Origin of the sequence: Bradyrhizobium xenonodulans (assembly GCF_027594865.1) — a bacterium.
In the GTDB taxonomy this organism is placed as follows: Bacteria; Pseudomonadota; Alphaproteobacteria; order Rhizobiales; family Xanthobacteraceae; genus Bradyrhizobium; species Bradyrhizobium xenonodulans.
In genome coordinates this window covers 3545922-3558000 of record NZ_CP089391.1, presented here as the reverse complement: position 1 = coordinate 3558000, position 12079 = coordinate 3545922, and the positions used below count along the sequence as shown (strand labels likewise).

The 12079-nt window shown below is 64.3% G+C and carries 14 protein-coding genes; 9 read left to right on the top strand and 5 right to left on the bottom strand.

Features of this window, described 5'->3' with window-relative positions; translation table 11 throughout:
* Window positions 1-5: 5 nt before the first annotated feature.
* A complete protein-coding gene (locus I3J27_RS16510) occupies window positions 6-224 on the bottom strand; it encodes a cysteine rich repeat-containing protein (RefSeq protein ID WP_270171283.1) in 219 nt (72 codons plus the stop codon).
* Window positions 225-264: 40 nt separating this feature from the next.
* On the opposite strand from I3J27_RS16510, the gene I3J27_RS16505 reads away from it, so the two are divergent.
* Complete coding sequence (locus I3J27_RS16505; RefSeq protein ID WP_270171281.1) at window positions 265-1035, top strand: exodeoxyribonuclease III; 771 nt, start codon at window positions 265-267, stop codon at window positions 1033-1035.
* Between the two features lie 118 nt (window positions 1036-1153).
* Here the strand turns inward: I3J27_RS16505 and I3J27_RS16500 are convergent, their stop codons facing one another.
* Window positions 1154-1969, bottom strand: coding sequence for an SGNH/GDSL hydrolase family protein (locus I3J27_RS16500; RefSeq protein WP_270171279.1), 816 nt, complete (start codon window positions 1967-1969; stop codon window positions 1154-1156).
* Window positions 1970-2065: 96 nt separating this feature from the next.
* Window positions 2066-2434, bottom strand: a complete 369-nt coding sequence (locus I3J27_RS16495; protein ID WP_270171277.1) for a GFA family protein — start codon at window positions 2432-2434, stop codon at window positions 2066-2068.
* 253 nt (window positions 2435-2687) lie between these two features.
* On the opposite strand from I3J27_RS16495, the gene I3J27_RS16490 reads away from it, so the two are divergent.
* From I3J27_RS16490 to I3J27_RS16455, 8 genes are all read left to right on the top strand, one after another.
* Window positions 2688-3428: a FadR/GntR family transcriptional regulator gene (locus I3J27_RS16490; protein ID WP_270171275.1), complete on the top strand. Its 741-nt coding sequence runs from the start codon at window positions 2688-2690 to the stop codon at window positions 3426-3428.
* The gene (locus I3J27_RS16485; protein ID WP_370691981.1) at window positions 3428-4363 is read left to right on the top strand and encodes an NAD(P)-dependent oxidoreductase; all 936 of its coding nucleotides are present in this window, start codon (window positions 3428-3430) and stop codon (window positions 4361-4363) included. Before I3J27_RS16490 ends, I3J27_RS16485 begins: the two co-directional genes overlap by 1 nt.
* A gap of 10 nt (window positions 4364-4373) precedes the next feature.
* The gene (locus I3J27_RS16480; protein WP_270171271.1) at window positions 4374-5057 is read left to right on the top strand and encodes an amino acid ABC transporter permease; all 684 of its coding nucleotides are present in this window, start codon (window positions 4374-4376) and stop codon (window positions 5055-5057) included.
* 7 nt (window positions 5058-5064) lie between these two features.
* A complete protein-coding gene (locus tag I3J27_RS16475) occupies window positions 5065-5733 on the top strand; it encodes an amino acid ABC transporter permease (protein ID WP_270171269.1) in 669 nt (222 codons plus the stop codon).
* A gap of 1 nt (window position 5734) precedes the next feature.
* The gene (locus I3J27_RS16470) at window positions 5735-6493 is read left to right on the top strand and encodes an amino acid ABC transporter ATP-binding protein (RefSeq protein WP_270171267.1); all 759 of its coding nucleotides are present in this window, start codon (window positions 5735-5737) and stop codon (window positions 6491-6493) included.
* Between the two features lie 20 nt (window positions 6494-6513).
* On the top strand, window positions 6514-7308 hold the full coding sequence (locus I3J27_RS16465) for a transporter substrate-binding domain-containing protein (protein ID WP_270171265.1): 795 nt from the start codon (window positions 6514-6516) through the stop codon (window positions 7306-7308).
* Window positions 7309-7376: 68 nt separating this feature from the next.
* Window positions 7377-7823, top strand: a complete 447-nt coding sequence (gene rpiB / locus I3J27_RS16460) for a ribose 5-phosphate isomerase B (protein ID WP_018317596.1) — start codon at window positions 7377-7379, stop codon at window positions 7821-7823.
* 303 nt (window positions 7824-8126) lie between these two features.
* Window positions 8127-8852 (top strand): sulfite exporter TauE/SafE family protein, encoded by a 726-nt coding sequence (locus I3J27_RS16455; protein ID WP_270171261.1) that lies wholly within the window; start codon window positions 8127-8129, stop codon window positions 8850-8852.
* Window positions 8853-8858: 6 nt separating this feature from the next.
* Here the strand turns inward: I3J27_RS16455 and I3J27_RS16450 are convergent, their stop codons facing one another.
* Together I3J27_RS16450 and I3J27_RS16445 are read right to left on the bottom strand one after the other, a co-directional pair.
* Window positions 8859-10922 carry a putative bifunctional diguanylate cyclase/phosphodiesterase gene (locus I3J27_RS16450; protein WP_270171259.1) on the bottom strand — a complete coding sequence of 688 codons (2064 nt, stop codon included), beginning with the start codon at window positions 10920-10922 and terminating at the stop codon, window positions 8859-8861.
* The gene (locus I3J27_RS16445; RefSeq protein ID WP_270171258.1) at window positions 10922-12079 is read right to left on the bottom strand and encodes an ABC transporter substrate-binding protein; all 1158 of its coding nucleotides are present in this window, start codon (window positions 12077-12079) and stop codon (window positions 10922-10924) included. The genes I3J27_RS16450 and I3J27_RS16445 overlap by 1 nt, the downstream gene beginning before the upstream one ends.

Here is a 12079-nt window from a genome sequence, read left to right as displayed (position 1 = left end):
GCCGCTTACTTCTTCCGACTGTCGAGCGCCGTCTTGCAGGATGCACTGAGCTGATCGCGCTTAGCGTTGAGGCAGGCGATGACCTTGCCGCCACCGGGCGCGATGCCGGCGCAGAATTTGTCGTAATCCGCCTTGCACGCACCGCGCGGATCGGACGATTGTGCCGAGGCGACACCGGAGAACGCGACAGCGACGACGAGTGCGGCAAAGCTCAACTTGGACATTGTATCTCCGGGAACGGAAGGCAGAAGCCGGTAGCTCTACATGAAGATTGCGACATTCAACATCAACAACATCAACCGCCGCCTGCCCAATCTGTTGGCATGGATGAAGGCGGCGAAGCCCGATGTCGTCGCGCTTCAGGAATTGAAGGCAAGTGATGGCGAATTTCCGGCGGCCGCCATCGAAAAGGCCGGCTATGGCGCGGTGTGGTGTGGACAGAAGACCTGGAACGGCGTCGCCATCGTCGCCCGCAACGCTGAGCCCATCCTCACCCGCGATCGATTGCCGGGAAAACCTGACGATCACGAAGCCCGCTATATCGAGGCCGCCGTGCGCGGCATCATCGTCACCAGCATCTATCTGCCGAACGGCAATCCGCAGCCGGGACCGAAATTCGACTACAAGCTCGATTGGTTCGCACGCCTCAAGCGCCACGCCAAAAGCTTCATCAAGCAGGATCTGCCCGTCGTGCTCGCCGGCGACTACAACGTCGCGCCTGATACGATCGACATCTATCAGACGCGCTCATGGGACAAGGATGCGCTGATCCAGCCGAAGAGCCGTGCGGCGTTTGCCTCGCTGGTCGCGCAAGGCTGGTGCGATGCGATCCGCGAGCTGCATCCGGAGCAACGCATCTACACGTTCTGGGACTACAAGCGGAACCGCTGGCCGCGCGATGCGGGCCTGCGGCTCGATCATCTCCTGCTCAGCCCTGCCCTCGTCTCACGGTTGGCCAGGGCTGGCGTCGACAAGAAAGTCCGCGGCGAGGATGGCGCCAGCGATCACGCGCCGGCGTGGGTGGTGCTGAAATGAGCGAGGCGTAGGGTGAGCAAAGCGAAGCGTGCCCACCAATCCGTTTTGCAAAAGCAAGATGGTGGGCACGGCGCAAGTGCGCCTTCGCCCACCCTACGGCATCGAGAACGACGCTAGATCACCGCCCGTAATAGTCCTGCACCGTGTCCCACGCCGCCTTCTGCAGCAGCTGCGTCGTCTCTGCATCCAATCCCATGTTGTAGGCATTGCCGACCGGCGAACGTCCCGTCAGCGCGGCGAACGTCACGCACGTCGCAAGGTATGTGCCGGCCGGGCTCGGATGCCGCTTGTCCGGAGCATAGAGATTGAGCTCGGGCTGGAGCTTGCGCACCCGCGCGAAGGCAAGACCCGCGGGAATGACCAGCGCATCGTTGGCATTGCCGGCGGTCGTATAGGCCTCGGCCAGTGTCTCGGTCATCTCAGGCTTGTCGGCATAGGCCCAGGACATGAACAGCACCGGCCGCATGCCGTGGGCGCGGACGATCTCGCTGTCCTTCTTCGCGAAGGTCGTGAATGCGTCCTTCAACTGCGGATGGATCGGGCACTGGCTGCAATCCATCATCACGACGGCGTCGTACTGCCTGCCCGGCTTGTTGAAGACGACGTTGTTCTGCTCGTCGAAGGAATAGGCACCGAGGCCGCCCGGCCGCAGCAGATTGTCCATGTCATGCCAGTCGAGGCCGGAGCCGCCGATCGTGGCCATGGTGTTGCGATAGGCCGCCTTGTTCTCGGCATCGGCTGCCCGCTCCATGAAGGAGAGATGCCCGGGCATGCCGTTGTTGTAGTAGAAGAAGCTGTTGCCGACGAACAGCGTGGCCTTGGGGAAGTCAGGTCCGAGCGAAGTGACCTTCGGCTTGGTCTGCGCCTGCGCGCTGAAACCGAATGCAACGGCCAGACACATTGCGAGCATCGCTCGCGCAAAAAGACGCGTCATGGGTTTCCTCCCCTTTTTCTCGGGCCGGAAACAAATCAGCTTTTCAAAACGGCCTCAAGGGCACTGACGTGCAGCAGACATGCGCGAGCCAAATGCTCACCATAGGTTCTTGCCGTCGATCATGTTCACCGGCACCGCCTCGAGATCGAAATCGTCGAACAGGCGCGCATTCACCGCGACCTTGGGATTGTCGAAATCGGGCTTGCCGCTCGACCAGTCCGGCGACTCCGAATAGGTGCCGCAGCCGCAAGCGGCGCAGAAATGATGTTTGACCGTGCGACTGCCCCAGAGATAGGTCGCGACATTCTCCGCCGGTGACAGCAGCCGAAACTGCGCCGGCGTGTAATAGGCCCAGAGCGCGCCGCGCTTGGCGCAGAGCGAGCAGGTGCAGCGCGTCAGGTTCGATGGCGCCTCCGTCACCTCGAACACCGTCTCACCGCAATGACAGCTTGCCTCGATCGGCATGACCCACTCCCCGTTTTGTCAGGAGGAGGACGTAGCCGGTTGCTGCTGCCAACATGCTGTCAGCAGCAGTCGGCAAACAAAATCATGAAAAACAACCCCATGCAAAGTAGCCGACCCCAATCGGAACAATGCCTTAGCAGGCCGCCAGATCCGGTCTGACAGCGCCGCCCTCGTTCTTTGATCTCGACCCTCTTGACCTGGGCCTTCTGGTTATCATACTGGTCTGACCAAGATCAGACCAAAAGAGAGCGGGATGGAACTGAAGCGCGCTGCCGAAGGCGAAAAAGGGTTCGAGAAGGTGTTCGCCTTCTTGCGCGAGCGCCTGCTTGCAGGCTCGCTCAAGCCCGGCGATCGCCTGATTTCCGAGCGCGAGCTGGCGACCCTCCTTGGCGTCAGCCGTCCCATCGTGCGCGAGGCGCTGCGAGCCCTCACCGTGCTCGGCATCGTCGAGATCCGCGACCGCATCGGCACCGTCGTGACGCGCCCGGACGTCTCGGTGCTGAACGACTTCTTCACCTTCGCGCTCGCCCAGCAGGCGGACATGCTCGACGACGTCATGCAGGCGCGCGTCGCGATCGAATGCCAGGCGATCCGCCTCGCCTGCGAGCGTGCCAACATTGCCGATTTCGAACGCCTGCAGCGCGCCCTTGCCAAGATCGGCGAGACGATCGACGAGGCCGATGCCGGCGGCATGGCCGACTTCGAATTCCATCGCGCCATCGTCGTGGCGTCGCATTCGGAAACGCTGTCGGTTCTGCACAGCTCAATGGCGGGCCTGTTGACGCATTCGCATCGGAGCCGCCGCGAACTGGTGCAGGCCTTCCCGTCGATGAAGACCTACCTGATCGACGACCACCGCCGCATCTTCGACGCGGTGATCGCGCGCGATCCCGAGCGGGCGGATGCGACGCTGCGCAAGCACTTTGCCATCGGCGATGAATATCGCAGGCGCGCCGTCGTCGGCGACATCGACAAGACCAGCGCCTCGGGCTGATCGCAGACCAGCGAACCAAGAAACGGACAAATAACATGGGACGGAACGACAAGGGCAATGTCGGCTTCATCGGCATCGGCACGATGGGCCGGGAGATGGTCCGCAACCTCCTGGTGGCCGGGCATGCGGTTCGCGTCTTCGATCTCAACGAGGCCGCACTGGCCGACAGCGTCAAGGAAGGCGCGGTTCGCGCCAACAGCCCTGCCGATGCAGCGGAAGGCACCGACATGGTCATCACCATGCTGCCCGACACGCCCCATGTCGAAGCAACCATCTATGGCGAGCACGGCCTCCTGAAGTCGCCGCCATCAGGCAAGCTCATCGTGGACATGAGCACGATCTCGCCGGTCGCAGTCCGCCGCATCCATGCCGACCTGCAAAATATCGGCGTCGGCTTCATCGACGCGCCGGTCTCGGGCGGCCCCGTGGGCGCGAAGAACGCTGCACTGTCGATCATGGCCGGCGGCGATGCCGAAGCATTTGCCAAGGCCGAGCCGTTCTTCCGCGCGATGGGCACCACTATCACGCATGTCGGTGCCCCCGGCGCCGGCCAGACCGTCAAGCTTTGCAATCAGCTGATCTGCGGCATCAACATCCAGGCGATCTGCGAAGCGCTCGCGCTCGGTCGCGCGTCTGGCCTCGATCTCAATCTGCTGCGCCGCGTGCTGCTTGGCGGCTCCGCCGCCTCCTGGATGCTCGACAAGCTCGGCCCCGCGATGATCGCGGGCGACGTCTCCGCAGGCTTTCGGATCGATCTGCAACTCAAGGACCTCCGCCTCGTGCAGGAGCAGGCTCAGGCGCTGAGCGTGCCGCTGCCCGGCACCGCGCTCGTCACCAGCCAGTATGTCGATGCGCGCGCACATGGCGAAGGCAGCAACGGCAACCAGGCGCTGTTCCGCGTCTATGACCGCATGACCAACCAGACCACCGGCTGAACCGGATACGATGAGCCTCCAACTCGACTTTCCCGCAGTGCTCGAGCGTTGGCCAAGTTTCGTGGCTGGCGCTGCACTGACGCTGGAGCTTGCAGCGTTCGCGACGGTGCTGGGCGCCCTGCTCGGTACGCTCGCCGCGGTCGGGCGCGGCACGCACAACGCGCTGATTGCAGGTGCCTGCAAAGCCTATGTCGAGACGATCCGCAACACGCCGCTGCTGGTGCAGATCTTCCTTGTCTATTTCGGCCTCGCCAGCCTCGGCTTGAAATTCTCCGCCTTCACCGTGGCGGTGGCCGCGCTGACCATCAATGTCGGCGCCTACACTGCCGAGATCATGCGCGCCGGCTTCGAGGCGATACCGCGCGGACAGATCGAGGCCGCCGAAGGACTGGCGCTGTCGCGCCTGCAGATCTATTGGCACATCATCCTGCTTCCGGCGATCGAAAGGGTCTATCCCGCACTCACCAGCCAGTTCGTGCTGCTGATGCTGGCCTCATCGGTCTGCTCGCAGATCTCGGCCGAAGAGCTCACCGCGGTCGCCAATTACATCCAGTCGGACACCTATCGCGCGTTCGAGACCTACATCATCGTCGCCGTGCTCTACGTCATCCTCTCGCTGGTGATGCGCGCGGGCTTCTGGGGCCTCGGCCTCGTCCTGTTCCCGCGCCGTCGCCGGCTCGGCACGCCGCTGTGAGATGACCATGGGCGGACATCTCAACATCAACCATCTGATGTTTCTCGGCCAGGGCGCGCTTTGGACCATTAGTCTCTCGGTGATCGCACTGATCGGCGGCGGCATCGTCGGCTTCGTGATCGCGCTGGCGCGGATCTCGCCGCTCAAATCGGTACGAATCGCCAGCGCCGTCTACGTCCAGCTCATTCAGGGCACGCCGCTGCTCGTCATCCTGTTCCTCGGCTATTTCGGCCTCGCCGCCATCGGGCTCAAGGTCTCGCCGCTCGCGGCCGCCGGCGCCTCGCTGACGCTGTATGTTTCCGCCTATCTCGGCGAGATCTGGCGCGGCTGCATCCAGTCGGTGCCGAAGCCGCAATGGGAGGCCGCCGAGGGCCTGGCGCTGAGCCGGACCCAGCGCATGACCAAGGTGATCCTGCCGCAGGCGATCCGCATCGCGACGCCGCCGACCGTCGGCTTCATGGTGCAGATCATCAAGAACACCTCGCTCGCCTCCGTCGTCGGCTTCGTCGAGCTGATGCGCTCGGGCCAGATCGTCAACAACTCGCTGTTCGAGCCGTTCGCGATCTACGCCATCATCGCCGTCACCTATTTCGCCATGTGCTATCCCCTGTCGCTGTTCAGCCAGAGGCTGGAGCGGCGGATGGGGCGTGGCAGATCCAACCTTGCGCCGGCCTGACATGCAACAAAACGCCCTCTCCTCCGAGCCAATCGTGTCGCTCCGCAACGTCCAGAAGAGCTTTGGCTCCCTGCGTGTGCTCGACGGCGTCTCCTTTGCCGTTCAGCGCGGCGAAGTGCTGGCGCTGATCGGCCGTTCCGGCTCCGGCAAGAGCACCGCACTGCGCTGCATTGACCGCTTCGAGAAAGTCGACGGCGGCGAGATCGTCGTGTGCGGACACCGTGTCGACCGCCCCGACATCGATCTGCGTGCGCTACGTCAGGACGTCGGCATCGTATTCCAGAGCTACAATCTGTTTCCGCATCTGACCATCGAACAGAACATCACGCTCGCGCCCTGCGCCGTGAAGGGCATAGCCACAGCCCAAGCAAAAGATCTCGCGCGAAAGGTGCTGGCGCAGGTTGGGCTCGAGGAGAAGCTGCACGCCTATCCCGAACAGCTCTCCGGCGGCCAGCAGCAGCGCGCGGCGATCGCGCGATCGCTGGCGATGCAGCCCAAGGTGATGCTGTTCGACGAGGTCACCTCGGCGCTCGATCCCGAGCTCACCGGCGAAGTGCTGAAGGTGATCGAGCAGCTGGCGGCCGACGGCATGACCATGGTGATGGTCACCCACGAGATGGGCTTTGCCAAGGGCATCGCCGACCGGATCGTCTTCATGCATCGCGGCAAGGTCCACGAGACCGGACCCGCCTCGATCCTGACGTCGCCAACGACGCCGGAGCTGACGCAGTTCGTCGGCACGGGAAACCTAAAATCATAACAGGGAGAGGAGTACCAAGGATGATAAACAAGACATTGCTGGGCGCCGCCGCCGCGTTGAGCGGCCTCGTCATCATGGCTGCCACGCCGGCCTCGGCCGATCTGCTCGACGACATCACGAAGGCGAAGAAGATCCGCATCTCGACCGACCTCGCCATTCCGCCCTCGGGCACGATGGATAGCACCATGAAGCCGACCGGCTCCGACGTCGAAGTGGCGCAGCTCCTCGCCAAGGATTGGGGGCTCGAGCTCGAATTCATCCAGACCACCGGCGCGACGCGCATCCCGAACGTTCTGACCGGCAAGGCCGACATCATCATCTCGACCCTGTCGGTGACGCCCGATCGCGCCAAGGTGATCGACTTCACCAAGCGCTATGCGACGTTGCAATCCGACGTCGGCTGCCTGAAATCGTCGACCGTCAAGGACTGGCCCGACCTGAAGGACAAGTCGATCGGCGTCTCGCGCGGCACCACGCAGGACACGACGCTGTCCAACATGAAGGACAAGGACCTCAAGATCGCGCGCTTTGACGACGATGCCACCATGGTGACCGCGGCCGTCTCCGGCCAGGTCGATTGCGTCGGCTCGTCGGCGACGATCATCAACCAGATCGGCGTGAAGAACCCCTCGCGCGTATTCGAATCCAGGATTCCGCTGGCGACCTTCGATCTCGCCATCGGCCTGAAGAAGGGCGAGCAGCGTCTGACGGACAAGCTCAACGCCTGGATCACCGAGAACGTCAAGAACGGCAAGCTCAACGCGATCTACAAGAAATTCCACGGCGTCGAGCTGCCGCCGGACATGCGCAGCTAGCACCGGAACATTCGTGACAGCCCGCTTGCGGCTGTCACGACCCATCGCAAGATCAAGAAGGACATCACATGCGTCTCGTCATCGGATCCGACCACGCCGGCTGGCCGCTCAAGCAGACTGTCATCGACCACATCCGCAAGCTCGGCCACGACATCGTCGACGTCGGCTCCCATGACGACAAGCCGGTGGACTTCCCCGACATCGCGCGGGCGGTGGCGCAGAAAGTGACATCGGGCGAAGCCGCCCGCGGCATCATGGTGTGCGGCACCGGCGTCGGCGCCTCGATCGCGGCCAACAAGATGAAGGGCATCCGCGCCGCGGTCTGCCACGACGTCCATTCGGCGCATCAGAGCGTCGAGCATGACGACGTGAATGTCATGTGCATCGGTGCCCAGATCGTCGGCGCCTGGCTCGCAGTCGATCTCGTCTCCTCCTATTTGTCCGCCGAATTCTCCACCGACGAGGATTTTCGCCGCCGGGTCGAGAAGCTGCGGGTCATGGACGAGCAAGGCTGACGGCTACTCACTTCCGTCATTGCGAGCGCAGCCAAGCAATCCAGTATCTTTCCGCGGATGCATTTTTGAATTGCTTCGCTGCGCTCGCAATGATGGGGTGGAAGCAGGTGTGCATCACTGCTCCACTCTCGTGCCCCGGACGCAGCGCGGCATCAGTTGACTGTGTCGCTTCCTGAGTCCCGGCTCTGCGCAGCAGCGTTACACGCTGCGGCGCGTCCGGGACACGGCGGTGGAACCATGGCACCGCCATTCACTCCTGGCCCCTCCTGCGGCTAGACTGCTCCGACTCCGGGAGCCCTGCCCTTGGCCTTTCTCTTCGTCCTCATCGTCGGCCTGATCGCCGGCACCGTCTCAGGCATCGTCGGCACGGGCTCGTCGATCATGCTGATGCCGGTGCTGGTCTATGCCTATGGGCCGAAGGAAGCGGTGCCGATCATGGCCATCGCCTCGGTGATGGCGAATTTTTCGCGGATCCTGGCCTGGTGGCGCGAGGTCGACTGGCGGGCCTGCGCAGCCTATTCGGTCACCGGCATTCCGGCGGCTGCCCTTGGCGCGCGGACGCTGCTGGCGCTGCCCTCGCATGCGGTCGATCTCGCCATCGGCGTCTTCCTGATCGCGATGGTGCCGGTGCGGCACTGGCTGGCGCGGCATGATCTCAAGGCCAATCTCTGGCATCTCGCGATCGGCGGAGCCGTCATCGGCTATCTCACCGGCATCGTGGTCTCGACCGGCCCGCTCAGCGTGCCGCTGTTCCTGTTTTACGGCCTGTCCAAGGGCGCGTTCCTGGCGACCGAGGCGGCCTCCTCGCTCGGGCTTTATTTCGCGAAGTCCGTGACCTTCGAGCGTTTCGGCGCGCTGACCGGTGACGTCTTCGTCAAGGGCCTGATTGCGGGCTCCTCGCTGATGTCGGGCGCCTTCATTGCGAAGCGCTTCGTGCTGCACCTGAAGCCGGAGATGTTCCGCACGGTGATGGACGCGATCATGATCGCGGCCGGCCTCTCGATGCTCTGGAACGCGACGCAGCCGTAGCCACGCTCAGGCGGCGAATTCCGGTGCGATCGACGGGCTGTCGGTGACGACGCGGCTCTCCCGTGCCGCCTGTCCTTCAAGCCATTGCAAGACTGCGTCGAGCGGCTGCGGCCGATGATAGAAATAACCCTGCACGAGCGTCACGCCCATCTCGCGCATGGCCTGCGCCTGCTCGGCCCGCTCGATGCCTTCCGCGACCAGCGTCAATCCCAGCGTTCCGGCGAGCGATGCGATGACGCCGACGATCGCCTTGTCTTCCGCGCTGTCAGGGATCTCGCTGATGAAGGCCTTGTCGATCTTGACCTTGTCCAGCGGGAAGCGCCTGAGATGGGCGAGCGAAGAGTAGCCCGTGCCGAAATCGTCGAGCGCGATGGTGGCACCTAAGCGCCGCAGGCGATGCAGCGTCTCGGATGCGCTGGCGATGTTGTTGATCAGCGAGCCCTCGGTGATCTCGAGCTCGAGCAAGGATGCCGCAACATCGAAGCGCGTGCAGGTCGCACGCAGCTCCGCGGCGAGCGAATGGTCGGCGAGCTCCGACGGCGGCAGATTGATCGCGATCCGGATCTGAGGCTTGCCGGCGGCGGCCAGGCGCTTCAGCGCGCGGCAGGCATCGGTCAGCACATAGCGCGTCAGCCGCGCATTGTTGCCGCTGCGCTCGATCAACGGCAAAAATTCGCCGGGACCGATGATGCCGTGCTCGGGATGACGCCAGCGAATGAGTGCTTCGAGGCCGACGACAGCCTGGCTCTCGAGATCGACCTGGCTCTGATACCAGACCTCGAACTGGCCCTCGGCAAAGCTCGTGGGAATGGCAAGTTCCAGCTCCCAGCGGCGGCGATAGTCGCGCTGGAGCGCTTCGTCCAGCACGGCCACGGTGCCGGGCGCCTTGCTCTTGGCGTGGTAGAGCGCGATGTCGGCGAGCGCCGGCAGATGCGACAGCTCGGGGTCGCCGGCGCGGCGCACGGCAAGGCCGATGCTGGCGCGCGGCACGACCTGCTTGTCGTGCAGCCGGATCGGCTCGGAGATCACATCCAGCAGCTGGCGTGCGAACGCCTGCGCGGTCGCCTCGTTGCTGACCTCGGGGCGGATCACGACGAACTCGTCGCCGCCGAGACGTGCGACCCAATCCTGCGGCTCGACCGCGTCACGCAGCCGCTCGGAGATGTGCACCAGGAACTTGTCGCCGGCATCATGACCAAAGGTGTCGTTGATGCCCTTGAAGTCGTCGAGATCGATGAAGCAGAACGCGATCAGCGAGTCCGGCGAGCCGGCATCCTGGCTCAAGGTCACCAGATGCTCGGACAGCGAGCGGCGGTTGGGCAGGCCCGTCAGCGGATCATGCGCGGCCATGTGGCCGAGCCGGTCGAGCGCACCCGAGGTCGTGTGCTGCATGGCGTTGAAGGCACGCGCGAGCTGGCCGAATTCGTTGGTCGACTTGATGTCCGCCGGATAGGCGCGGCCATCCTGCTTGCTGCGCTGGATCGCCGACATGATCGCGGCGAGCGGCTTGCCGATGAAGGTGTTGGCCGAGATCCGCATCGCGATCAGGGTCGCCAGCGTTGCGAGCAGTCCGACGACCAGAAGCAGCAGCAGCCGGCTGCCCGTATCCGCATACACGGTCGCATAGGAATAGGCGATCACGATGCGGCCGGCCTGCACGGCGATGTTGCCGTTGGCGTAGCTGATCGGACGCGAGACCTCCGAGACCGCCTGGTCCGCCGGCCGCGCCACCACGCGGGCGATCGCAGCGCCGGTGTCGTCATAGACCGCCGCGGCGGCAACGGTCTCGTCGTGCATGATCTCGTTGAGCACGCTCGTGACCTGGTCGTAACGCATCTTCCAGAGCGGCTCGGCGATCAGCTCGGCGCGGCTCTCGGCGGTGCGGGCAATGCGCGCGTCGAGCTGCCGGATCTGCGACCAGAAGCTCGAGACCTCGACGCCGGCGGAAGCGAGCAATTGCACGATGAGCAGCACCGGCACCGTCGCCCAGATCATCGCACGGACCACCGAGCGCGAAGGCGGCGCCTGCGTCGTGCGTTTCGGGTCAGTCATATCGTGATCGTTTCGCATCAGTCAGCGGCGCCTTCCAGAGGCGCCAGCGACGAGATCAGCGCATCGATGGAGAAGTCATATTGCCCGCAGCGTCCCGCCTTCGCCCTGAATCGCGTAAAATCGATCCGGTCGAAGGCGCGCGTCCTGATGAGGTCGCCGACCGCAACAAGGTTGGCGCTGGTGATGGCGGACGTCTTGACCTCGACGCGCGGCGACGTGGCTGCGAAATCGCAACCATCGGCATAATCGCGCAGCAGCACGATCGACCAGCCGCCGAGCAGGAAGTGGCCGCCGTCGGTGAGGAGCATACGGCCCGCCCTGATGGCACGGAGCGCATCCTCCGACCAATTGAGTCCAACCACCTGGATGTCCTGGCCGGGCACAAGGCCCGCCGTCGAGATCGCCTTGATGGCGCCCAGCGCCATCGGATCGTTGCCGGCCCAGATGCCGGCGGGCCGGATGCCCTTGCGCGAAGCCCAGCTCAGATAATTCGCAGTGACCTGCTCGGCTTCGGACTGCGTCCAGTTGGCGAACAGCATCCGGTCCACCACCACGTCGGGCGCGGCCGTCACCGCAAGCTGGAGCCCGGCATTACGGGCTATCGAGGATGGCGTGATCTCGTCGCCGCCGATGCCGAGAAGGTGGATCTTGCCGTCGGAACTCTGCCATTTCTCGGACCGCGCCGCACTGATCAGGGCGTTGGCCATCCGTGCGCCGGCGGTCTGAAGATCGGTCGTGATATCGCCGAGCCAGGTCTTGAGCGTCCGGCGCGGCGGTCCGAGACGCGCCGCATCGTCGCCGATCAGCGTGTTCGACAACAGCAGCGTCTTGACGCCGGCAGCCTCGGCCGCCTCCAGGATCGGCACGGCGGCGGATTCCTCATTCGACAGGATCAGGAAGTCCGGCTTGTCGGCGCGCGCGACCACACCGAGCCCGAGCTCCTGCATGGTGCGGTAGTTGCGCTCGCTGGTCAGCACCTCGACGTGGGCATCGAGCTTGCGGCCGGCGGCCTGCATGGCCTGCGCGACCATGTCCCAGTAGACCTCACCGGTCTTGCCGGGATTGACGAAGACGATGTCGAGATGCCCGGCATCGGCCGCAACGGCACCGCCAGGCGGCATCAGAACGCCGCAGGCCAAGCCCACAGCGAGCAATATGCGCAAGACTACCGTCAT

Excerpts from the sequence above, each read along its gene's own strand:
- I3J27_RS16510 (WP_270171283.1), bottom strand. The coding sequence starts at position 224 with ATGTCCAAGTTGAGCTTTGCCGCACTCGTCGTCGCTGTCGCGTTCTCC.
- I3J27_RS16505 (WP_270171281.1), top strand. The coding sequence starts at position 265 with ATGAAGATTGCGACATTCAACATCAACAACATCAACCGCCGCCTGCCC.
- I3J27_RS16500 (WP_270171279.1), bottom strand. The coding sequence starts at position 1,969 with ATGACGCGTCTTTTTGCGCGAGCGATGCTCGCAATGTGTCTGGCCGTT.
- I3J27_RS16495 (WP_270171277.1), bottom strand. The coding sequence starts at position 2,434 with ATGCCGATCGAGGCAAGCTGTCATTGCGGTGAGACGGTGTTCGAGGTG.
- I3J27_RS16490 (WP_270171275.1), top strand. The coding sequence starts at position 2,688 with ATGGAACTGAAGCGCGCTGCCGAAGGCGAAAAAGGGTTCGAGAAGGTG.
- I3J27_RS16480 (WP_270171271.1), top strand. The coding sequence starts at position 4,374 with ATGAGCCTCCAACTCGACTTTCCCGCAGTGCTCGAGCGTTGGCCAAGT.
- I3J27_RS16475 (WP_270171269.1), top strand. The coding sequence starts at position 5,065 with ATGGGCGGACATCTCAACATCAACCATCTGATGTTTCTCGGCCAGGGC.
- I3J27_RS16470 (WP_270171267.1), top strand. The coding sequence starts at position 5,735 with ATGCAACAAAACGCCCTCTCCTCCGAGCCAATCGTGTCGCTCCGCAAC.
- I3J27_RS16465 (WP_270171265.1), top strand. The coding sequence starts at position 6,514 with ATGATAAACAAGACATTGCTGGGCGCCGCCGCCGCGTTGAGCGGCCTC.
- rpiB (WP_018317596.1), top strand. The coding sequence starts at position 7,377 with ATGCGTCTCGTCATCGGATCCGACCACGCCGGCTGGCCGCTCAAGCAG.
- I3J27_RS16450 (WP_270171259.1), bottom strand. The coding sequence starts at position 10,922 with ATGCGAAACGATCACGATATGACTGACCCGAAACGCACGACGCAGGCG.
- I3J27_RS16445 (WP_270171258.1), bottom strand. The coding sequence starts at position 12,079 with ATGACGGTAGTCTTGCGCATATTGCTCGCTGTGGGCTTGGCCTGCGGC.